This is a genomic window from Pantoea sp. JK, from assembly GCF_026130245.1.
GTDB lineage: Bacteria > Pseudomonadota > Gammaproteobacteria > Enterobacterales > Enterobacteriaceae > Pantoea > Pantoea trifolii.
This window is the reverse complement of record NZ_JAINFN010000001.1, coordinates 219,895-242,595: the sequence shown is the minus strand read 5'-3', so window position 1 is coordinate 242,595 and position 22,701 is coordinate 219,895. Positions and strand designations below refer to the sequence as shown.

Below are 22,701 nucleotides of genomic sequence, written 5' to 3'. Positions count from 1 at the left end.
CTTAGGGTTGCAGCCAGCTGGCCTGACGTTGCAGCACCGGCAGACGGGCGCGACGCTGATCCATATCCGGCAGCGCGGCGAGTAAGCCTTGTGTATAGGGATGTTGCGCCTGGTCGAGCTGGCTGGCAGCCAGCGATTCCACCACACGCCCGGCATACATCACCAATACGCGGTCGCAGAAGCGTCGCACCAGATTGATGTCGTGACTGATAAAGATCAGCCCCAGACCGCGTTGTTTCACCAAATCGTCCAAAAGCGCCAGCACTTGCAAACGCACCGAAACGTCCAGCGCCGAAGTGGGTTCATCAGCGATCAGCAGTTCAGGATCGGTAATCAGCATCATGGCGATCATCACGCGCTGGCCCTGACCGCCGGAAATTTCGTGCGGATAACATTGATAGATGCGGCCCGGATCGCGTACCTGTACCACTTCAAGCATCTCCATCGCTCGCTGCCGCGCAACCTCGCGCTGGCCGGGATGATGACTGCGCCAGGCTTCGGCAATCTGCTCGCCCACGCGTACCACCGGATTCAGCGAGTATTTCGGGTCCTGCATAATCATTGAGATACGCTTGCCGCGAATGGCGCGCATCTGGGCTGGCGTGGCGCGCAGCAGATCCACGTCACCAAACTGCATGCGCTGTGCCGTGACCTGCGCGCTGCGCGGATGCAGTTGCAACAGCGCGCGGCCCACGGTGGATTTGCCGGAACCGGATTCGCCGACAATCGCCAGTTTCTCCTTGCCCAACTGGAAGGAGATGCCGCGCACGGCGGGCGTCACCAGTCGGCCATTGACGAAATTGACCTGTAAATCCTGCACGTCAAGCAACGGTGCAGCGCTATTCGCTGCGGGGATCGAGGATGTCACGTAAGCCATCTCCTAAGAAGTTGAACGCTAAGCTATTGATCAGAATCGCCAGACCCGGCACCGTCACTACCCACCAGCACTCCAGCATGTAAGTGCGGCCGCTGGCGATCATCGCACCCCATTCCGGATCTGGTGGCTGCGCGCCCAAACCGAGAAAACCCAGTCCGGCAGCGGTCAGGATGATGCCCGCCATATTCATGGTGATGCGGATGATTACCGACGGCAGGCACAGCGGCACAATGTGCTTCCATAAAATGCGCAGCGAAGAGGCGCCCTGTAAGCGCACCGCGGAGACAAAATCAGCCTGGCGCAGCGACAGCGCTTCGGCGCGCGCCAGTCGCGCAATAGGCGGCCAGGCGGTGAGGGTAATAGCGATCACCACATGCTCCAGTCCCGGACCGAGCGCGGCGACAAACGCCAGCGCCAGCACCAGGCTCGGGAAGGAGATGAAGATGTCGGTGACGCGCATCAATACGCTATCGACTTTGCCGCCGAAGTAACCGGCGGTGACGCCGAGCAGCAAGCCCAGCGGGCCCACGGTAATCGACACCAGCAGCACGATATACAGGGTGATGCGCGCGCCCCACACCAGACGGCTGAAGATGTCGCGGCCAAACTCATCGGTGCCAAACCAGTGCTGCGCGTTGGGCGGCGTCAGCGCATTGTTGAGATCCTGAATCAGCGGATGGTAGGGCGCGATCCACGGTGCGAACAGCGCCACCACCAGCAGCAGCAAAATGATGCCGCCGCCAATCGCGGTTAACGGATTGCGCGCCATCTGCCAGAGAAAATGGCCGATGCGCGCGCCGGTGCGGCGACAGCGCGCCAGCCGTTCGCGCGTCTGGCTGGCTAACGGCGTATCGAGAGAAATCGTCATACTTTGGTCCTCGGATCGAACACCTGATAGAGCAGGTCAGAGAGAAGATTGAGCAGCACGAAAATCAGGCCGACCACCAGCACGCAGCCCATCACCGCATTCATATCGCCGAGCATCAAACTGCCGGTGAGATAGGAACCAAAACCGGGCCACGAGAACACGGTTTCAATCAGCACCGCGCCCTCCAGCAGCGAGCCGTACGCCAGCGCCACCACCGTCAGCAGCTGCACCAGAATATTGCGGAACGCGTGCTGCCAAATCACCTGCCATTCGCTGAGGCCTTTCACCCGTGCCGTCAAAATGAACTCCTGCGACAGCTGCGCCAGCATAAAGCTGCGCGTCATACGGCTGATGTAAGCCAGCGAGTGAAAGCCGAGCAGCGATGCGGGCAGAATCAGGTGATTGAGCGCATTGCTGAATACCGTGAAGTTGCCGACCAGCAAGGCATCAATGAGCAGAAAACCGGTGCGACGCGGCACAATGCCATCGAGACTGAAATCGACACGGCCCGCGCCGCCAACCCAGCCGAGATGGGCATAAAACAGCAACAGGCCGACCATACCCACCCAGAAGATCGGCGTGGAGTAACCCGCCAGGCTGATGATGCGCACCAGATAGTCAATCACGCTGTTGCGGCGCGCCGCGGCCCACACGCCCAGCGGGACGCCGAGGCCGGTACCAATCACAATCGCCAGCGTTGCCAGTTCCACCGTGGCCGGGAAGACGCGCAGGATATCGTTGATCACCGGTTGTCCGGTCAGCAGCGCCAGCCCGAGGTTGCCGTGCAGCAGGCCTTGCAGATAGATGCCAAACTGCACCCACAGCGGTTTATCGAAGCCGAGTTGGTGATAAACCTGCTGATAGGTGTTGTGATCGGCATCCGGCCCGACAATCGCCAGTACCGGATCGAGCGGCATCACGCGGCCAATAAAGAAGGTCAGCAGCAGCAGGCCAAACAGCGTGATCGCGACCTGCACGCTGCGGCTACGCAGGCGTCGCCAGTGGCTTTTTGTTAGCTTCATTGGGCACCTCCCGCCAGGCTATCTGGCGTTTTCCATACGTCACGCAGGAAAGTGGTGGCCGACGGATGCGGCACGTAATCCTGCACGCGATTGTTCACCACCACCGAATCGGTCATTTGCGAGATTGGCATCAGCGCCGGAATCAGCTGGTCGTAACGTTGCTGGATGGCGAAGTAATCCTGCTGCTGCTGTTTTACATCGCGCTCCAGCAGCGCTTTATCGATCATGCTGTTCAGCTGTGCGTCATAAAAACCGGTGCGCCAGCCCTGAAAGTTGGTGAGTCGCGCGCTGTCGGCATTATTCGGGTTATACACCAGCGCACGCAGGCTGGAGTGCGGATGCGGCTCCACGCCGCTGCCGCCGCGTCCTACCAGCAGGTTGAACTGGCGTTCGCGCATTGCACCGTAAATCTGGTTGCCGGTGCCGGTGATGATTTTGGCGCGAATCCCGCCCTGCATCAGCGTGGACTGAATCGCGATCGCGACATTGAGGAACGGCTGATCGGCCAGCACGCGCAGCGTGGTATCAAAACCGTTGGGATAACCGGCGGCGGCGAGCAGCGCTTTAGCGCGTGGCACATCCAGCTTGTAGCCCGGATCGGGCAACGTTGCCGGCATGCCGGATTGAATCGGTCGCTGATGCAGCGTGCCGTAACCGGCCATCAGCGTTTTGTTAATTCCCTGATAATCCACCAGATAGCGCAGTGCTTCACGCACCTGCGGATTGGCGAAGTGATTGTCCTTCATGCTCATCGCCAGGTAATAGATCGTGCCTTTTTGTACCGCGTCGATGGTGAGGTCGGGATCGTGGCGCAGCGCTTTCACATCGGGGATCGCCATGTTGCTGGCGATATCGAGATCACCTTTCTCCATCATCAGGCGCAAGGTTTGCGACTCCTGCAGATGACGGAACACTACGCGCGTCAGCTTCGGCGCACCGCGCCAGTAATGGGCATCGCGGCTGATGCGCAGCACATCTTTGGCCTGCCATACATCCAGGTGAAACGGTCCGGAACCCGCTTCGTGGGTGGTAAGCCAGCGATTGCCCCAATCGTTATTCACCGCCTGCGCCTGCACGGTTTTACTGTCGAGCACCACCATGCTGCCGAGCGCCGCCAGCGAGTAGAGCACCAGCTTGGGATCGTTAGGCTTGGGCAGGCGAATCACCACCGTGCGCGCGTCCGGCGCGGTGATCATCTGATCCACGTTCTCTTTACTGAAGCCGTATGATTTCCATACCGACGCCTGCGCCAGATTGAGGTGCAGCACGCGGCGCATCGACCAGATCACATCGGCGCTACTCAATGGATTACCGGAGTGGAAGGTGACATTGTCACGCAAATGGAAGGTGAGTTGACGGTTGTCGGGGCTAATTTCCCAGCGCTCCGCCAGCGCGGGGCGCACGTTGGTGAGCTGCTGGGGATCTAACTCAACTAAACCGTCATAGAGATTGACCACAATGCCGACCACTTCATTGCCGGTCATGGCTGCGGGATCGAGCGTGAGTAAGTTGTTCATGTTCATGCCCACAATTAGCTGGTCGTCTGGCGTGGACGCCAGTAGCGACGGGCTACAGGTGAGCAGCAGCAGCGCGGCGCACCACGCTCTGCAGGGGTTCATCAGGTTCATAAGCAAAGTCCAGCAGGTCAGAGGTTTATAGTTTTTTGCCGTACTGCTTGTGTTGGGCGCTTACCAGCGATTTAGCGTGTGAGTCTCAATCCACGCAAAATTGATGTCCTCCCCAAGTCCAGGGCGCGTTGGCAGATGCACAAAACCGTCGGCATCCATCGGATCAACCAGCGCGTTGAGATAGGCGGGTGGCTGTTCGTAATCAAGGAACGGATGCAGCAGACCGCGTTCGTACCAGCGGCAGTTGCGGATGGCGCCCACTACCGCGATGCTGGCGGCGCCGTTGCCGTGCACTTCGCAATCCATACCAAAGGCTTCGGCCAGGCTGGCGACTTTCATGGTGGCGGAGATGCCGCCAACGCCGTTCGCACCGGCACGCAGAATGTCGCAGGCACCGGCACGCACCCAATCGGCGCGGCTGTGGTGTTTGCCGCCGAGACTTTCCGGGCCGAGCACGTCAATGCTGAGGTTTTCCGCCAGCCAGGCGTACGACGCCATGCTCTCCTCTTCCATCGGCTCTTCGAACCAGGCGAAATTGAGTTTTTCCAGCGCTTTACCGATGGTGAGCGCATCGCTGCGGCTGTACCAGTGATAGCCGTCGAGCATCAGGGCGATGTCTGGACCAACCGCTTCGCGCACCGCAGCGCAAGCTTTGATGTCCATTTGTGGACTTGGCGCGAACGACACCGGCGGCATCCAGGTGTGCAGTTTGATGGCCTGATAACCGCGCGCCACCAGCTTTTCGGCAAACCGCGCATATTCATCGGGCGTGGATAATCCGCCTTCCAGCTCATCGCCACACATGGTGCTGCCGTAAGCAGGAATTTTCTCGCGATAGCCGCCTAGCAACTTATGCACTGGCTGCTTGAGTTTGCGGCCAATCAAATCCCACAGCGCCTGTTCCACCGCCGACAACGCGCGTTCGGTGAGTTGATGGGCGCTACCGCGCTGCCAATGCACCAGATCCTGCCACAGACGTTCGCGATCAAAGGCGTTTTGCCCAATCAGCACTTTGCGGAAGAAGGCGTTCACCACGTGCGGACGAATCACTTCGGCCGGGGCGAAGGCGTAGCCGCAATCGCCATCTTCGCTGGTGAGGGTCAACAGCGCCATTTGCGCATCGGTCTCTGCGCCGGGATGCGAATGTCCGGCGCTATCAGAAACGCGGCGCGTAGGGTAGCTAAACAGGGTGACATCAATGGCACTGATCTTCACGGTAACTCCTCCTTCAACTCGGTAACTTGCCCAGCAGGGCATTAACATAAAAAATAAAACGCCGTTTCATTTTGTAATTTAGCGTTCACATTTTGTTTACGCATTAGCCAAAGCGCGGGATAGCGCGGCGATTAATTGGGCATTTGCCCGGTGCGCTGTGAGGGTTTTCACGAATGAAGGGCATTTTGTGAGCGATTGCACAGTGGGAACAAGCGGAGGGAATGTAAAAAAATGTGTCCTCGGGGCTTTTCATTTGCTGTCAGCCAGGTAATAGTGACGCCGCGAAATTTTAATAATAATCATTATCATTCCGGGTAGATCAAATGAAAAAATGGCTGTTTGCACTGGGGTTACTGGCGGTGGCGAGTCACGCTTCTGCTAAAACGATTACCGATGTGGCTGGACGACAGGTTGAAGTCAAAGAAGAATCCAAACGCATCATTCTCGGCGAAGGGCGCCAAATGTATCTGCTGGCGGCGTTTGATACCGCTGCGCCGTTCCAGCGTGTGGTGGGCTGGCGCGACGATTTCCATAAAGCCGATTACGACGGTTATATGGCGTATGAGAAGAAATATCCGCAGATCAAGAAGCTGCCGACCTTTGGTGGCGCGAAAGATGGCACCTTTAACGTCGAGCAGGCGCTGACGCTGAAGCCGGATTTAGTGCTGATGAACCTCGAATCTAAAGCCGCGACCGATGAAGGCAAGCTGATCGAGAAGTTACAAGCGGTGGGCGTGCCGGTGGTGTTTATCGACTTCCGCGAGAAGCCGATGGAACATGCTGAACAAAGCATCCGCATCATGGGCGAGCTGGTCAACAATCCGCAGCGCGCCGAAGAGATCGTGGCGTTCCGTCGTGCGCAAATCGCCAGGGTGACCGATCGCCTGAAGAACTTTAACGGCACGCGCCCGAAAGTGATGATTGATCGCGCTGGCGGCTATACCGACGAGTGCTGCATGTCGTTTGGTAACGAAAACTTTGGTCAGATGGTGGAACTGGCGGGCGGCAGCAATATTGCCAAAGATCTGATTCCAGGCACCTTCGGCACCCTCAATCCAGAACAGATCATCGCCAGCCGTCCCGATGTGGTGGTGGTGACGGGCGCGAACTGGAAAAACTATAACACCGTTGGCAAATGGGTCGGCGTGGGTCCCGGTGCAGATGTAAAAGAGGCGACGGCGCGTTTACAGCTGCTGATGATGCGTGATGCCTTCAAAACGCTGCCGGTCGCGCACAACGGTAACGCGCATGCCATCTGGCATCAGTTCTACGACAGCCCATATCAGTTTGTCGCGATTCAGGCGCTGGCGAAGTGGCTGCATCCTGAACTGTTTGCCGATCTCGATCCGGACGCCACCTTCCGTGAGTTCCACGAAAAGTTCCTGCCATTGTCGTATCAGCCGGGTTATTGGGTAAGCCTGCCGGCAGATAAGTCTTAAGTTTGAATATGTTAGATAAGTGTTAAACGTTACTGTTTATCTTTACTAATATTTCACAGGTGGTGGCACGTTGTTTCACTAAAGCGAAACGCGTGCGCCATCTGATGTTAATACGGTAAAAGGGAGAGAGTAATGTTTCATACCTCAGGAAGATCGGTGTTCGGTGTGACGTTGTATACGCTGCTGGAACCGTTGCCGCTGGGCTTTTTTGTTGCCGCCTGGTTTTTCGATATCCTCTATTTGCAAACCTTCGTCATCATGTGGACCAAATCGGCCAGCTGGCTGATCACCATTGGTCTGGTGCTGGCCATCCTGCCACGTTTAATCAGTTTGGTTTATTTATTCCGTGGCGCGCGGCCGACCGAGAAAACCCACTTCTGGCTGTCGCTGCTGGCGATCGTGCTGGCGGTGGTGAATGCCTTTATTCACAGTCGTGATGCTTACGCGGTCGTGCCACTGGGCATCACGCTGTCGACGCTGGTGGTGGCGCTGCTGCTCATTGCCAACGTGCAACTGGTGTTGCGCGAACGCCGCACGCAAGGAGGTCGCGTATGAAACACTTACTCAGCGCGGTAGCCATCGCGATGCTGCTCAGCGCCTGTGACGACGGGGCGCTGATCGATCCTCAAAAGCAAATTGGTCCAAATCCTGAACTGCCGCAGGCGCAGAACTTCTTTATGCCGCCGATGCAGGTGCCGGAAGGCACGCCGTGGAAAGCCGGTGAAATGCCGAAAGTGGCGGATGGGTTGAAGATCGAAAAGATCGCCGACAATCTGCAGCACCCTCGTCAGGTGTTGGTGCTGCCGAACAATGACGTGCTGGTGGCGGAATCCAATGGCACACCGAAACCGACCACCGCGCCAAAACAGCTGATTATGGGCATTGTGCAGAAAGCGTCCGGCAAGGGCGGCGAGGGCGGCAATCGCATCACCTTGTTGCGGAACGTTAACGGCAAATGGGAGCAACATCGCTTTATCGACAACCTGACGGCGCCGTTTGGTATGCAGCTGGTGGGCGACACGCTATATGTGGCGAACGCCGATAGCCTGGTGAAATTCCCGTATCAAACCGGGCAAACCGAGATCCGCACGCCGCCGGTAGAAGTGACCGAACTGCCGGGCGGGCCGATTAACCATCACTGGACCAAATCGCTGCTCGCCAGCCCCGACGGCAGCAATCTGTATGTCGGCGTGGGATCGAACAGTAACGTGACGGAAAACGGTATTGGCGAAGAGTATCGCCGTGCGGCGGTGCTGGAAGTGGATGCGGCCAGCGGCGCCAGCCGGATTTATGCCAGCGGCCTGCGCAATCCAACTGGATTGCAGTGGGAACCGCAGAGCGGCAAGCTGTGGGCTGTCGTCAATGAACGTGATGAGATCGGTTCGGATTTAGTGCCGGATTACCTGACGTCGGTGCAGGACAAAGGCTTCTACGGCTGGCCGTACAGCTATTATGGTCAACATGTCGATGAACGCGCACAGCCGCAAAGGCCGGATCTGGTGGAGAAGGCGATCAAACCGGATTACGCCCTGAGCTCACACGTTGCACCACTCGGTCTGTTGTTCTACGGCGCGGATAATATGCCGCAGTATCGCGGCGGCGCGTTTATCAGCGAGCACGGCAGCTGGAACCGCACGCCGCTCAACGGCTATCAGGTGGTATGGGTGAAATTCGAGAACGGTAAACCGGTAGGGCAGCCACAGCCGGTGGTGACCGGTTTCCTGACCGACGATAAAAAGCAGGTGCGCGGTTTGCCGGTGGGTTTAGCCACCGATCAGCAGGGCGGCGTGTTGATTGCCGATGATGCGGGAAATACCATTTGGCGTATCAGTTCCGCCAGATAATCAATCGCGGGTAATAAAAAAGGATTTGGCGTTAAGCCAAATCCTTTTTTTTATGTTCGCTAACCGGCTGGTAACCGCGCCGCGAACGGGGTGCTCAGCACTCCTCACACAGGCGATAATAAAATGTGCGGCGATATATTTCAAGTTTTGCCATAATACTGTATGGTTATACAGGTGTTGAGTGACGAGCGAAGCCTCATTGTTTTTCTGATGACTCCAGGGGCGCGGATAGTCAAATCCCGGCAGGTTTCAGGTGGTGCTGGCCTGTGGCTTTTACAATGAGAGCCGCTCAGCACTCCTCACAATTGTGCTTAGGCGGTCGGCGGGTGGAGTCAAAGCCCCGGCCGCTGAAAGGCGCGCTCCTCTCAGAGGAGAAGGAAAGTGATGGAACTTGTTCGATTGCTGCTGGACATCGTCCGCATCATTCTTCAAATCATCGTTGCCCTTTTGCAACTGACCGGTCAGGCACACTGATCGGAACTTGAGACAAGGCGGAGCTCACCCCTCCGCCTTTTTCGCGTGGATCAAAGTCCGCTGCGCTAAAAACGCTACTATCCTCAACTCATTCTGTAGTGCGAGGAAGTGCATCATGGCAATTATGTTCGGGCCGATTAGCGCGCCGGTGACGTTCAGCGACGTTGAACCGGTTTTTCTCACCGATGACACGCTGCAGGCGCGTAAAAATGCGCTGCTGGTGGGCATGCAGCGCGAGGGTTTTGACTGGCTGGTGATTTATGCCGACAAGGAACACGGCGGCAATTTCGAATATCTCACCGGATTTATCCCGCGTTTCGAAGAAGGGCTGCTGCTGCTGAATCACTCCGGAGCTTGCACGCTGGTGCTGGGCAACGAAAACCTCAAAATGGCGCGCTTCTCACGGACACCGGCCGCGCTGCTGCACACGCCATACTTCTCGCTACCCAATCAGCCCATGGACAATGAAGCGCCGCTGGAAAGCCTGTTTAAAGACACTGGCTTAGCCGATAGCCATAAAGTCGGGCTGGTGGGCTGGAAGATGTTTACGCCCGCCGCAGGCAATGGGCGTGCGATGTTTGATTTGCCGTACTTTATTGTCGACGCCATCCAGCGCACGCTTAGCGATAACGCCATATTAGAAAATGCCATCCACTTATTTATTGGCGATCACGGCGCGCGCACCACCTGCAATGCCAATGAAATCGCGCATTACGAATATGGCGCAAACCTCGCATCAAATTGCATGCTGGACGCGCTGAATGCCATCGAAGTGGGCGTGCGTGAAACCGAGTTGGGCGCGTTACTGCACGCCGAAGGGCAATGCAACACGGTGGTGACCATCGCCGCGACCGGCAGTCGTTTCGACAAGGCGAACCTCTATCCAACTTACAAAAAAGTGCAGCGCGGCGATCCGCTCTCGCTGACCACCGCTTTCAAAGGCGGGCTCTCCAGCCGCAGCGGTTTTGTTATTGCCGAGCAAAGCGAACTGCCGTCAGCTCAGCAAGATTATCTGGATCGCATCGCCAAACCCTATTTCTCGGCGGTGGTAGCGTGGCTGGAAAATATTCGCTGCGGCATGAGCGGCGGGGCACTGTATGCGCTGGTTGAGCAGGTGTTACCAAAAGAGCGCTTCGGCTGGCATCTCAATCCAGGACATTTGGTGGCGGACGAAGAGTGGATGTCTTCGCCGATTTATCACTATTCCAGCGAATTGCTCAAGAGCGGCATGATGCTGCAAATTGATATCATCCCGTCGGTGCCAGGCTACAACGGTGCCAGCGCCGAAGAGTGCGTGCTGCTGGCTGATGCGGCGCTACAAAGCGATATCCGCACTCAATATCCGGCGCTGTGGCAGCGCACCGAAACCCGCCGCCGTTATTTACGAGAAACGATCGGCATTCAGCTCAGCGATGAAATCTTGCCGCTGTCGAATAGCGTGGCGTATTTAAGGCCGTTCTTTCTGGCGAAGGATTTGGCGTTGAGCGTGGTGAGTTAATGTAATTAGTTGAGGTCGCCATGAATGGCGACCCTACAAAATCGTGCTCAATGTAGGGTCGCCATTTATGGTGACCTAAAGGTTCAATTGACGATCTTTCAGCCCTTATATTTAATGGCTTCGATCAATTTCTCAAATGCAGCGGTGTGCTGTTTGCGGCTTGGATAATAGAGATAATATCCACTAAACGGTTCAGTCCAGTCTTCAAGCAGGCATTGCAGTTCGCCGTTGGCGATATGCTGTTTAACGGTATCCTCGGGGACATGGGCGATACCCATGCCGGCCAGCACCGCATCAATACGCGAAGCCAGATTATTAAATATCAGCTGCCCTTCAACTTTAACGCGAATATCTTTGCCATCTTTGCTGAACTCCCAGCTATATAATCCTCCCAGCGTAGGAAGCCGCATATTAATGCAGTTGTGATTCTGCAATTCGTAGGGCGTGGCGGGAATGCCGTGCTTTTGCAAATAGTCAGGCGATGCAACAGTTACCATTTTCCAGTCCGGGCCGATTCGCACCGCCACCATATCTTTCTCAATGCTTTCACCCAGTCGCACGCCAGCATCGAAACGTCCGCTGACAATATCCGTTAAGGTGTTATCGACAGAGAGCTCAACATTCACTTCCGGATAGGCTTGCAGAAACGGTTTCAGCAGCGGCCATAATGTGGAAGACAACGCATGTTCACCGGCGGTAATACGAATATTCCCCGACGGCTTGCCCTGATTATCGGCTAGTTGCAGCAGGGCTTTCTCGATATCGGCCATCATCGGTGCCACGCTCTGAATCAGGTTTTCCCCTGCTTCGGTCGGTGCGACACTGCGTGTGGTGCGCGTTAATAAACGCGTGTTTAATCGCTCTTCAAGACCGCGAATCGAGTGGCTTAATGCCGATTGCGACACGCCTAATTTAGCTGCGGCGCGCGTGAAGCTACATTCGCGCGCCACCATCACTAAATAGATCAGGTCGTTGAAGTTTTCCCGCAGCATGTGGTTGACCTTATTACTGTCGTGGTGTCAAAAGAGGACACGCAAATTAGTTAGGCGGATTGTTGGTGGCGTAAAGCGGCCAGGATTCAAACAGATAACCATCGAAATCGATATCATCAACGTCTGAGAACTCCAGCAGCCGTTGCTTGACGTTTTCCAGATGTTGCCACATCGCCAGTTTGGCGGCGCGCGCGTCTTTTTTGATCAGCGTCGCGAGGATCTTTTTGTGATCGTCGAGCCACTGTTTACGGTAATTGTTGTTGACCAGATGGCGATGCAGTTGGCTCCACATCACGTTATCTTCGCGCCATTGCCAGGATTGCTTGAACAGCTCAACCAGCATGCTGTTGTGCGTGGCTTCGGCAATCGCCAGATGGAAATCACGATCGCCGTTTTCACTTTGGTTGACCGCACCGGAGGCCAGCTCTTTCTCTTCCAGCTCCAGCGCCTGGCGCATCTTCATGATGTCTTCACGCGTGGCTTGCAGCGCGGCAAACTCAGCGATATTGCTCTCCAGCAGCTGGCGCGCCTGCAACATCTCAAAGGGGCCGGCATCGTTGCTGGCCTTGTGAAGCGAAACGGGCTGTTGCGGCGAGTCGTGAATCACGTAGATGCCCGCACCGCGACGCACCTCGATTAATCCTTCGAGCTCCAGCATGATCAGCGCTTCACGCACCAGCGTGCGCGTCACGTCCAGCAGCGCGGCGAGTTCGCGCTCCGGCGGCAGACGTTCGCCCACCGCATACTGCTTCTGGGTGATCATCTGGCGGAGCATTTCCCCGACTTCCTGATAAGGGCGCTGTGCTGAAGTTTGAGTTTTCATCGTGCTCTTTTCTGTGTGTTAAAGGATTCACAACCTCTGATACAGCCTCACTCAGAGACGCGCACTATAGCATAGCGAATAGGAATCGGCCTGGTCACGACGTGCAGTGTCAGGCCTTCATTACTAAGCGTTAAGTGCGAAATAGCGTTCGGCATTATTGAAGCAGATGTCGCGCAGCATGCTGCCAAGCATCGGCTCATCATGCGGCACAATGCCCTCTTGCACCCACTGCGCCAGCAGATTACACAGAATACGGCGGAAGTATTCGTGGCGCGTGTAGGAGAGGAAGCTGCGCGAATCGGTCAGCATGCCAACAAACTGGCTGAGTAAGCCGATTTGCGACAGCTGCTCCAGCTGACGCAGCATGCCGTCGCGCTGATCGTTGAACCACCAGCCGGAGCCAAACTGCACCTTGCCAGCGATACCCGCGCCCTGGAAGTTGCCTGCCATGGTGGCCAGTACTTCGTTATCGCGCGGATTAAGGCAATAGAGAATGGTTTTCGGCAGCTGATCGTTGAGGTCCATCGCATCCAGCAGGCGCGCCAGCGGCCAGGCGATATTGTTATCGCCAATCGAATCAAACCCGCTGTCTGGCCCAAGCTGGCGGAACATGCGCGTGCTGTTATTACGAATCGCGCCGATGTGCAGCTGCATCACCCAGCCGCGCCGCGCATATTCACTGCCGAGCCACACCAACACCGCGCTGCTGAACTGGGCGATTTCTAATTCATCCAGCACATCGGCACGGCGACGTTTCGCCAAAATTGTATCAAGCACGCTGTCGTCAGGTACCGGCGCAAAACGCAGGGTTTCGATGCCGTGATCCGATGCGCGACAACCGTGAGCGGAGAAGTGGTCAAGGCGACGTAACAGTGCGCGGCGTAACGCATCGAAGCTGTCGATGGCGACATCGGCGGCGGCTTCCAGACGCCCAAGATAGTCGACAAAACCCTCCAGCTCGATTTTAAAGACTTTGTCCGGACGCCAGCTCGGCGCAACGTCAATATCAAAGCTGCTGTCTTCGGCGATTTGGCGGTGATAGCGCAGCGAATCAACCGGATCGTCCGTGGTGCCGACCATGCGCACCTTCATCTGGCGCATGATGCCGCGCGCGGAAAATTCCGGCGTCGCCAGTTGTTCCGCGCAGCGCTGCCAGATAGCAGGCGCGGTGTCCGGGCCAAACAGTGTATCGGTGATGCCAAACGGACGACGCAGCTCAAGGTGCGTCCAGTGATAGAGCGGGTTACCCAGGGTTTTTGGCACCGTTTGCGCCCACGCGAGATACTTGTCGTAGTCGCTGGTGCTCTTGCCGGTAATTAACGATTCATCCACGCCGGCAGCACGCAGCGCGCGCCATTTGTAGTGATCGCCTTCCAGCCAGATTTGGCCGAGGTTGGCGAAGCGACGATCTTCAGCAATCTCCTGCGGATTGAGGTGACAGTGATAATCGTAGATCGGCATGTCCTCAGCGAAGTCGTGGTACAAGCGCCGCGCGATGTCGCTCTGCAGCAGAAAATCTTCATCCATAAAGCGCATTATTGGGCTTCCTGAGCAAAATAGGCGCGGTGGATCGCCAGTTCGACGCCGCGAATTTCAGCCAATCCTTTCAGTCGACCAATCGCCGAGTAGCCGGGATTGGTTTTCTTCTTCAGGTCATCCAGCATTTGGTGGCCGTGGTCGGGACGCATTGGAATCAAATCTTCCTCGCCCGCAGCTTTACGGCGCTGTTCCTCTTCGGCAATGGCCTTGATCACCGCAAACATATCCACATCGCCACCCAAATGTGCGGCCTCGTGGAAGCTGTTGGGGTTTTCTTCCCGTTTGGTGGAACGCAGATGCGCGAAGTAGATGCGCGGGCCGAAGCGTTTGACCATGCCGGCTAAATCATTCTCTGCCAGCACGCCGTACGAGCCGGTACACATGGTGAAACCGTTGGCGGGGCTGCTAACGGTATCGATCATCCACTGCAGATCGTCGGCGTTCGAAACAATGCGCGGCAAACCAAGAATCGGACGCGGCGGATCGTCCGGATGCACCGCCATGCGCACGCCCACTTCTTCGGCCACCGCAACAATGGCGCGCAGGAAGGTGGCAAAATTCTCACGCAGTTCGTTTTTACCGATGCCTTCATAACGCGCCAGCTGGGCGCGGAATTGATCCAGCGTGTAACCCTCCTCAGCGCCCGGCAAACCGGCGATGATGTTACGCATCAGGCGGTTACGGTGTTCTTCACTCATCGTCGCAAAGCGTTCAGCGGCCTGGGCGATCTCTTCGGCGCTGTAATCCTGCTCCGCACCGGGACGTTGCAGAATGTGCAGCTCGAACACCGCGAACTCAATCTGATCAAAGCGCAGGGCTTTCGCCCCATCCGGCAGCAGATATTCGAGATCGGTACGCGTCCAGTCGAGGATCGGCATGAAGTTGTAGCACACGGTTTTGATGCCGCACTGCGCCAGATTACGCAGCGACTGCTGATAGTTGCTGATCCAATGCTGACAGCGGCCGCTGCCGGTTTTGATCTCTTCATGAATCGGCACGCTTTCCACCACCGACCACACCAAACCTGCGGCTTCCACCAGCGCCTTACGCTGCATGATTTCGTCGACTGACCACACTTCGCCGTTGGGGATGTGATGCAGTGCGGTGACGATGCCGGTTGCGCCCGCCTGGCGCGCATCGGCCAGAGAGACAGGATCGTTGGGGCCGTACCAGCGCCAGGTCTGCTTCATGTTGTTACCTCACTCACGATTGGTTGACCAATATTCCTTGCTAGCGTGTTACTTCAAACATTAACCACGCGATTCGCGGTTAAAACTCTGCTCTTTGTCCGGTTAAGTCAACCTGGCGAGTGATTTTGGTTAACCAGATCACATTTGCGACATCAAGCTGGCGACCACTTTTCGCAACTGTGGTTCACTCCTGGCGGATGGTTAGAAATGACTCACTAACGGAGAATCAGATGAACCGCAGTTTAAATCCAGGGATAACCGCCGCTGGCACCAAACGCACCTTCCGCCATATGCGCTGGTGGGTGCTGGTGCTGTTCTTAGCCGGCGTGACGGTCAATTACATCACGCGTAACTCGTTAGGGCTGCTGGCCCCAGAGCTCAAAGACAGCCTTAACATCACCACCGAGCAATATTCCTACATCGTCGGTGCCTTCCAGCTGGCTTATACGTTCTTCCAACCGATTTGTGGCTGGTTGATTGATGTGATTGGCCTGAAAGTAGGCTTCCTGATCTGCGCCTCGGTGTGGGCCATTGCCTGTTTATTCCATGCTGGAGCGGGCAGTTGGCTGCATCTGGCGATTCTGCGTTTTGTTATGGGCAGCGCAGAAGCCGCTGCCACGCCAGCCAACGCCAAAGTGATTGGTGAATGGTTCCCGAAAAAAGAGCGTCCTATCGCCGCGGGTTGGGCGGGTGTCGGATTCTCCCTCGGCGCTATGCTGGCACCGCCGATTATCTACTTTGCCCATGCGGCGTTTGGCGGCTGGCAGGGCGCATTCCTGTTCACCGGCGCGCTGGCACTGGGTTGGGTGTTGCTGTGGTGGTGGCTGTATCGCGATCCCTATCAACATCCTAATTTGTCGAAATCCGAACTGGACTTTATCCGCCAGGACAATGAACCACCTGCGGTGAAACTGCCATTCTTTGCCGCTTTGAAAACCGTATCGAAGAACAAGCGTTTCTACGGCATCGCTATTCCGGCGTTCATGGCGGAACCGGCGTGGGGCGTTCTGAGTTTCTGGGTGCCGCTGTATCTGGCAAAAGAACTGGGTATGGATCTTAAACAGATCGTTATGTTCGCCTGGCTGCCATTCCTCGCCGCCGATCTCGGTAGCGCTGCCAGCGGCTATCTAACCCGCCTTTACACTAAGATCTTTGGCTTCACCCAAGTCAATTCAGTGGTCGCCAGTTCGGTAACCGGAGCCTTCCTGATGTTGTCACTGGCTGCGGTGGCGGTGACCAAAGACCCGTATGTGGCGATTGCACTGATTTCGATTGGTGGCTTCGGTCATCAGATCATCTCCTGCATGCTGAGTGCGCTGGTGGTAGAGAAGTTTGATAAAGGCCAGATGGCTACCGTCAACGGCATGCGCGGCTCGTTCGCGTGGATCTCCAGCTTCCTGTTCTCACTGCTGATCGGCGTTACCGCCGACACCATTGGATTTAATCCGCTGTTTGTCGCCATGGGCTTCTTCGACCTGATTGGCGCCGTGTTCCTGATTGCTTTTATTGCTGAACGTCGCGCACAGCGCGCCTGAAAAGAGTAGATAACGATGAAAACGTTAAAAAATTGGTCTTTAGCCGGATCCGATGCGCACCACGTGGCGTTAACCGTCGACGGCAAACACAGGCTGTGTCTGTATGTGCTGGAAACGGGCATGTTCCGCGTGGTGATTAAACGTCAGGGCGCGTATAGCCTTGACCGCACCTGGAGCATCGCGCCTGAAAGCGATGTGCCGTGGGAAGGGCGTCAGCGCGACAGCCTGGCCGGCTTCGCCTTGCCATCGTTCACGCTGGAAGAAGAGGGCGACACGCTGGTGGTCGCCACCGATAAGCTGCGGGTGATCGTCCATCAACCGCTGGCGCTGGAGTGGCAATATTGCGACAGCCACGGCGCATGGCAACTGCTGACCTGCGACCGTCCAACCAGTGCTTATCAAATCAACGCGCACGGCGACGGCGTGGCGCACTATCAGTGCCGCATGAACGACGATCGTTATTACGGCCTCGGCGAGAAAAGCGGTGATTTGCAGCGTAACGGCCAGCGCTATGAGATGCGTAACCTTGATGCGATGGGCTACAACGCGGCCGCGACCGATCCGCTGTATAAGCATGTGCCGTTTACCATCACGCGCCGCACCGACGTCAGCTTTGGTCTCTATTACGATAATCTCAGCAGCAGCTGGTTTGATTTGGGTAATGAGCTCGATAACTATCACAAGCCGTATCGCCGCTGGCAGGCCGAAAGCGGTGATATCGACTATTACCTGTTTGTGGGTGATAAGGTGCTGGATATCACCAAAGCCTTTGTGCGTCTGACCGGTAAAACGCTGTTCGGCCCGAAATGGAGCCTTGGCTACAGCGGTTCAACCATGCATTACACCGATGCGCCGGACGCGCAAAATCAGCTGATGAACTTTATCCGCCTGTGTGAAGAACACGATATTCCGTGCGATTCGTTCCAGCTTTCGTCCGGTTACACCTCGATTAACAACAAGCGCTACGTGTTCAACTGGAACCACGACAAAGTGCCGCAGCCGGAAGTGATGAGCCAGGCGTTTCACGACGCGGGCTTGCGCCTTGCCGCTAATATCAAACCGTGCCTTTTGCAGGATCATCCGCGTTACAACGAAGTGGCGGAACAAGGCCTGTTTATTCGTGACTCTGAAGAGGATGCACCTGAGCGTTCGGTGTTCTGGGATGATGAAGGTTCACACCTCGATTTTACCCAACCGCAAGCCGTTGCCTGGTGGCAGGAAAACGTCACCAAACAGCTGCTGGAAAAGGGCATCGATTCCACCTGGAACGATAACAACGAATATGAAGTGTGGGATGGCGAAGCGCGCTGCCACGGTTTCGGTACGCCAATTGCCATCAAACACATTCGCCCGGTGATGCCGCTGCTGATGATGCGCGCCTCCATGGAAGCGCAGCAGCGTTTCGCGCCGGATAAACGTCCGTTCCTGATTTCACGTTCGGGCTGCGCCGGGATGCAGCGCTATGTGCAAACCTGGAGCGGCGATAACCGCACCAACTGGACCACGCTGCGTTACAACATCCGCATGGGATTGGGCATGAGCCTGTCCGGGTTGTACAACGTGGGACATGATGTGGGTGGCTTCTCAGGTGATAAACCAGATGCAGAACTGTTTGTGCGCTGGGTGCAGAATGGCGTGATGCATCCGCGTTTCACCATCCACTCGTGGAATGACGATCACACCGTCAATGAACCCTGGATGTATCCGGCGGCTACGCCTGCGATCCGCGCCGCGATTGAACTGCGTTATCGTCTGCTGCCTTATCTCTATACGCTGCTGTGGCAGGCGCATGCTGACGATGAACCGATGCTGCGTCCGACTTTCCTCGATCATGAACAGGATGCGCAGACATTCGCCGAGTGCGATGAGTTTATGCTGGGCCGCGATCTGCTGGTGGCCAGCGTGGTCGAACCGGGCCAGCGCGAGCGTCGTCTGTGGCTGCCCGACAACCAAACTGGCTGGTATGACTTCGCTACCCAGCAATGGTTCAGCGGCGGTCAATGGATCACGCTGGCAGCACCGCTGGAAACCCAGCCGATGCTGGTGCGCGCCGGGGCGGGCTTACCACTCAGCGAGCGCCTGCGTCATGTTGATGCTAAAACCGACGATCGCCGCACTTTGCAGCTGTTCCCGCTGAAAGGCAAAGGCGTCAGCCACGGTGTGCTGTTTGAGGATGATGGCGAAAGCTGGGGTTATCAGCAGGGCAATGCGCTATGGCTCAACTGGGAAATGCGCAGCGATGCGGAGGCAATCCACCTCAACTTCCAGCGCAAAGGCAGCTTCCAGCCGGCCTGGCAAACGCTGAACGTGATGTTGCCGCCGGGTGAACAGCGCCAGCTGTTTATTGATGGCGTAGCGGTGGATAAGGCGCAGGCAGAAGCGGTGTTAGCGGATATTGCTGCGGCGTAATCTTTGTTATGGGTCGCCCTGAATGGCGGCCCTACATCAATATTGTATTCGTAGGATGCGCATCAATGCGCACCTGGAATAAAGCAGAGAGATCAGTCAATTAACCCTTTCGCCCGCGCCAGCAGAAACGCGGTAACCGTTGTCGCGTCGCTGATCTTTCTTGCCAGAATCAGTTCAAGAAACGCATCGATTTTAATTTTCTTCGCGGTTAGTCCCACCTCTTCCGCATCCAGATTTTGCCCCTGATTCGCCATTCACATTTTCTGAATTAACGTGCCATCGCCTGTTTTAGGGCGTTTAGAAAAACCGTGACGCGCGTTGGCAGATGCCGTGCGGTGGGAAACAGCGCCCAGACGCCGAGCAGCTGCGGTTGCGCATCTCGCAAGCCAATCTCAATCAGTTCACCGGCCGCCAATTCCTGCTGCACATCCCAGGCAGAGAGCTGGGCGATGCCGCTGCCCGCCACACACAAGGTACGTACGCCTTCCACATTGCTGCCGCTGAAACGGCCTTCAACGCTGACGCTGGAAATATGATCCTCGACCATAAAACTCCATTGCGGCACGCCGGATAAACGCAGGCAGTTATGCTGATGCAAATCGGCCAGCAGTTGTGGAGTGCCGAAGCGCGCTAAGTAGTCTGGAGAAGCACAGAGCACGCGCGGATTATCCGCCAGCCGCTGCGCCACTAACCGCGAATCCCGCAGCGGGGCGATGCGAATGGCGACATCGTAGCCGAGCCCAACAATATCGGTGACGTTATCGCTGAGTTGAAAATCGATCTTTAGTTCGGGATTCTCCGCCATCAGCGCGGGCAGCAACGGAATAATGGTGCGGCGGCCAAAGCCAGAAGGCGCGGTGATGCGCAGCTGGCCGGTTGCGCCTTGTTTATCCGGCGAGAACAGATTACGCGCGCTCTGTTCGGTTTCCATTAGGGTTTTGGCGTAGGGCAAAAACTCTTCACCTTCATCCGTCAGCGCGATGGCGCGGGTGGTGCGATGCAGCAGGCGCACGCCGAGATCTTCCTCCAGCGAGGCGAGTCGGCGCGATACTGTCATCGGCGTGGTGTTCAGTCGCCGCGCGGCCTGTGTCAGGCTGCGCGTCTGGGTGACCATCAGGAATACTTCAACATCCTTAGAGTTCATTGTAACGATTTCCGTTATACAGACGTATCATCATCGGCCATTTTTGTCCCTGTGGCGACCTAATATACTGCGCTCTGTAGATAATCCGCATTCAGAGAACAATATGAATGATAAACATCTTTTTCAGAGCGGGACACTGAACCGGCTGGCGCTGAAAAATCGCATCATGGTGGCGCCCATGACACGCATCTCCGCCAGCGTCGACGGCATACCGGGCGAGCGTATGCAGCACTATTATCAGCGCTTCGTGCGCGGCGGCTTTAGCGCCATCATCACCGAAGGCATCTATATCGATGAAGCCTGGTCACAAACCTATGCGTTTCAGGCCGGGCTGATTAACGCTAAACAGAGCGCCGGCTGGCGCGCAATCACCGATCGGGTGCATCAGCATGGCGGCAAAATCATTGCGCAGTTGATGCATGCCGGGGCGATATCGCAGGGCAACATCTATCGACCGGATACGCTCGCGCCCTCAGCCATCCAGCCGCGCGGAGAACAGCTCGGTTTCTATCACGGTCATGGCGCCTATCCGCTGCCGCGAGAAATGGATGAAGAGCAGATCCAGCAGGTGATCGACAGCTTTGCGCATACGGCGGCGCGGGCAATTGGCGAAGCGGGTTTTGATGGCATCGAAATTCATGGCGCAAACGGCTATCTGCTTGACCAGTTCTTCACCGATTACACCAATCAGCGCAGCGATCGCTGGGGCGGCGATATCGTGGCACGTTTATCTCTGACGCTGGCGGTGATCGCCGCAGTGCGCCAGCGCGTAGGGCATGATGTTACGCTGGGAATTCGCCTCTCGCAGGGCAAAGTGAATGATTTCCAGCACAAATGGCGTGAAGGCGAAGCGGGCGCGCGTCAGGTATTCGCCGCGATCGCTGAGGCCGGCGTGGATTATCTGCATCTGACAGAATATGACGCGCTGCAACCGGCGTTTGCCGATTCGCCGCTGTCGCTCGTACAAATTGCGCGTCAGGCGGCACCGAATTTGCCGATTATCGCCAATGGTGCGTTAAGTGATGCCAGCACGGCGGCGCAGGCGCTGGAGCAGGGCGCGGATTATGTGTCGATTGGCAAAAGCGCACTGGCGAATCCCGACTGGCCGATGCGGATTCGTGATGCTGTGGAGCTGCGCGTCTTTGATAAAAATCTGCTAGCGCCGTCTGCAGATGTAAAAAACTGCGAGTTGGTTTGAGCATAATCGCGTGAATCGGTCGCCATTTATGGCGACCATTCGGTTATTGTGCAAAGGCCCACGTCAATTTGCCGTCATCGGAGACCAGCTTTTCCAGCTTCTTCTCGTTCACTTTCTTGCGTGCGCCTAACCGATCCGCCGTCAGCGCGCCGCTATCACTGTGCGCAATTACCGTATCTTTCGGCACGCTGGTCATCTTCTCAGCGATGGTTTCGATCGCTTTGGCGTAACCACTGCGGTTATTCAGGTCAAAGTTCTTCAGCGGGAGCTGCGTTTCCAGCCATTTGCCCCAATAGAATTCGAGGAACGGCGGCGGGTTCTGCTCTTTATCAAAACCAATGTCGCGCACGAAATAGACCAGCGAGCGATATTCATCATTCTGCATGTGCTGGCGGCCCAGTTCTTTCGGCAGCGCATCCGGTTGGATTTTGCCTGATGGCGTGTCCAGCCACACCAGATGTGCCGCTTCCATTTTTTGCCAGAAGGCGGACATGGTTTTCAGGCTGCGGAAGTCATTAGTAATGCGTACCTGCACCGGTGTGTTAAGACCGGCGATATCAGCGAAATTACTGAAAGTATGATGACCATCGGTGAGGTAAAGCACGTTATCCGGTGCAATCACCGCCGTTTTCATCGGGCCAGGTTCGCTGCCGACCGGCGCTTTACAGCGGAAGCTGCTGGGCTGCGAGAGACGTGATTGACTATCAAATTTATCGACGCCTTTCTGCCCCATGCTTTCGCAATAATCATCAAACAGCTTTTTCGGTTCGGCTTCATAACGATGCTGTTTGTAATCCAGCTGACGATAACCAATCGCGGCCTGCGTCGGATGGAGCTGCGCTAACTGCACTTGCACAATATCACCGGCTTTGATGTCGGCGGGCAGCGCGGCGGATGCCTGTCCGGCTGACCACAACAGCGCCAGTATTGACCACGGTGTTCTCATTCCCTTTCCTCCAATCGCCCATAGCAGATGCGCACAATAGCATTTCTGTCATCTTGTCGC

At 56.4% G+C, this 22,701-nt stretch carries 19 protein-coding genes; 7 read left to right on the top strand and 12 right to left on the bottom strand.

All coding sequences use genetic code 11. The features are described 5' to 3' along the window. Position 1 precedes the first annotated feature (1 nt). The 5 genes from PanJK_RS01175 to PanJK_RS01155 are packed head-to-tail and all read right to left on the bottom strand — an operon-like array spanning position 2 to position 5,610. The gene (locus PanJK_RS01175) at positions 2–868 is read right to left on the bottom strand and encodes an ABC transporter ATP-binding protein (protein ID WP_265296837.1); all 867 of its coding nucleotides are present in this window, start codon (positions 866–868) and stop codon (positions 2–4) included. After that, positions 840–1,745: an ABC transporter permease gene (locus tag PanJK_RS01170; protein WP_176972282.1), complete on the bottom strand. Its 906-nt coding sequence runs from the start codon at positions 1,743–1,745 to the stop codon at positions 840–842. The genes PanJK_RS01175 and PanJK_RS01170 overlap by 29 nt, the downstream gene beginning before the upstream one ends. Next, entirely contained in the window at positions 1,742–2,767 is a 1,026-nt protein-coding gene (locus PanJK_RS01165; protein ID WP_008110051.1) for an ABC transporter permease, read from the bottom strand. Before PanJK_RS01165 ends, PanJK_RS01170 begins: the two co-directional genes overlap by 4 nt. Then, complete coding sequence (locus tag PanJK_RS01160) at positions 2,764–4,395, bottom strand: ABC transporter substrate-binding protein (RefSeq protein WP_265296835.1); 1,632 nt, start codon at positions 4,393–4,395, stop codon at positions 2,764–2,766. Before PanJK_RS01160 ends, PanJK_RS01165 begins: the two co-directional genes overlap by 4 nt. A 60-nt stretch (positions 4,396–4,455) precedes the next feature. Further along, complete coding sequence (locus PanJK_RS01155) at positions 4,456–5,610, bottom strand: mandelate racemase family protein (RefSeq protein WP_256696395.1); 1,155 nt, start codon at positions 5,608–5,610, stop codon at positions 4,456–4,458. 323 nt (positions 5,611–5,933) lie between these two features. On the opposite strand from PanJK_RS01155, the gene PanJK_RS01150 reads away from it, so the two are divergent. The 4 genes from PanJK_RS01150 (at position 5,934) to PanJK_RS01135 (ending at position 10,865) form a co-directional block, all read left to right on the top strand. Beyond that, positions 5,934–7,049 (top strand): ABC transporter substrate-binding protein, encoded by a 1,116-nt coding sequence (locus PanJK_RS01150; RefSeq protein WP_256696396.1) that lies wholly within the window; start codon positions 5,934–5,936, stop codon positions 7,047–7,049. Positions 7,050–7,181: 132 nt separating this feature from the next. Beyond that, the gene (locus PanJK_RS01145) at positions 7,182–7,604 is read left to right on the top strand and encodes a DUF2231 domain-containing protein (RefSeq protein WP_101764462.1); all 423 of its coding nucleotides are present in this window, start codon (positions 7,182–7,184) and stop codon (positions 7,602–7,604) included. Then, positions 7,601–8,893 carry a PQQ-dependent sugar dehydrogenase gene (locus tag PanJK_RS01140; RefSeq protein ID WP_265296834.1) on the top strand — a complete coding sequence of 431 codons (1,293 nt, stop codon included), beginning with the start codon at positions 7,601–7,603 and terminating at the stop codon, positions 8,891–8,893. Before PanJK_RS01145 ends, PanJK_RS01140 begins: the two co-directional genes overlap by 4 nt. A 589-nt stretch (positions 8,894–9,482) precedes the next feature. Then, positions 9,483–10,865: a M24 family metallopeptidase gene (locus PanJK_RS01135; protein WP_265296833.1), complete on the top strand. Its 1,383-nt coding sequence runs from the start codon at positions 9,483–9,485 to the stop codon at positions 10,863–10,865. A 98-nt stretch (positions 10,866–10,963) separates the two neighbouring features. On the opposite strand, the gene PanJK_RS01130 is transcribed toward PanJK_RS01135, so the two are convergent. From PanJK_RS01130 to uxuA, 4 genes are all read right to left on the bottom strand, one after another. Continuing rightward, complete coding sequence (locus tag PanJK_RS01130) at positions 10,964–11,857, bottom strand: LysR family transcriptional regulator (protein WP_256696400.1); 894 nt, start codon at positions 11,855–11,857, stop codon at positions 10,964–10,966. A 46-nt stretch (positions 11,858–11,903) separates the two neighbouring features. Further along, positions 11,904–12,680: a Uxu operon transcriptional regulator gene (uxuR, locus tag PanJK_RS01125; RefSeq protein WP_256696401.1), complete on the bottom strand. Its 777-nt coding sequence runs from the start codon at positions 12,678–12,680 to the stop codon at positions 11,904–11,906. Between the two features lie 123 nt (positions 12,681–12,803). After that, positions 12,804–14,219, bottom strand: a complete 1,416-nt coding sequence (gene uxaC, locus PanJK_RS01120) for a glucuronate isomerase (RefSeq protein ID WP_265297387.1) — start codon at positions 14,217–14,219, stop codon at positions 12,804–12,806. After that, complete coding sequence (uxuA, locus tag PanJK_RS01115) at positions 14,216–15,409, bottom strand: mannonate dehydratase (protein ID WP_256696402.1); 1,194 nt, start codon at positions 15,407–15,409, stop codon at positions 14,216–14,218. The genes uxaC and uxuA overlap by 4 nt, the downstream gene beginning before the upstream one ends. Positions 15,410–15,639: 230 nt before the next feature. Between uxuA and PanJK_RS01110 the strand changes: the two genes are divergently transcribed. Further along, complete coding sequence (locus tag PanJK_RS01110; RefSeq protein WP_265296832.1) at positions 15,640–16,944, top strand: MFS transporter; 1,305 nt, start codon at positions 15,640–15,642, stop codon at positions 16,942–16,944. 15 nt (positions 16,945–16,959) lie between these two features. Then, positions 16,960–19,353: a glycoside hydrolase family 31 protein gene (locus PanJK_RS01105; RefSeq protein ID WP_265296831.1), complete on the top strand. Its 2,394-nt coding sequence runs from the start codon at positions 16,960–16,962 to the stop codon at positions 19,351–19,353. A gap of 92 nt (positions 19,354–19,445) precedes the next feature. Here the strand turns inward: PanJK_RS01105 and PanJK_RS01100 are convergent, their stop codons facing one another. Together PanJK_RS01100 and PanJK_RS01095 are read right to left on the bottom strand one after the other, a co-directional pair. Continuing rightward, positions 19,446–19,607, bottom strand: coding sequence for a hypothetical protein (locus PanJK_RS01100; protein ID WP_265296830.1), 162 nt, complete (start codon positions 19,605–19,607; stop codon positions 19,446–19,448). A gap of 14 nt (positions 19,608–19,621) precedes the next feature. Then, a complete protein-coding gene (locus PanJK_RS01095) occupies positions 19,622–20,497 on the bottom strand; it encodes a LysR family transcriptional regulator (RefSeq protein WP_265296829.1) in 876 nt (291 codons plus the stop codon). 103 nt (positions 20,498–20,600) lie between these two features. On the opposite strand from PanJK_RS01095, the gene PanJK_RS01090 reads away from it, so the two are divergent. Beyond that, the gene (locus PanJK_RS01090) at positions 20,601–21,695 is read left to right on the top strand and encodes an NADH:flavin oxidoreductase (protein WP_265296827.1); all 1,095 of its coding nucleotides are present in this window, start codon (positions 20,601–20,603) and stop codon (positions 21,693–21,695) included. A 43-nt stretch (positions 21,696–21,738) separates the two neighbouring features. Here PanJK_RS01090 and PanJK_RS01085 read toward each other — a convergent pair whose 3' ends face one another. Further along, positions 21,739–22,641 (bottom strand): ParB/Srx family N-terminal domain-containing protein, encoded by a 903-nt coding sequence (locus PanJK_RS01085; protein ID WP_265296826.1) that lies wholly within the window; start codon positions 22,639–22,641, stop codon positions 21,739–21,741. Positions 22,642–22,701: the final 60 nt, after the last annotated feature.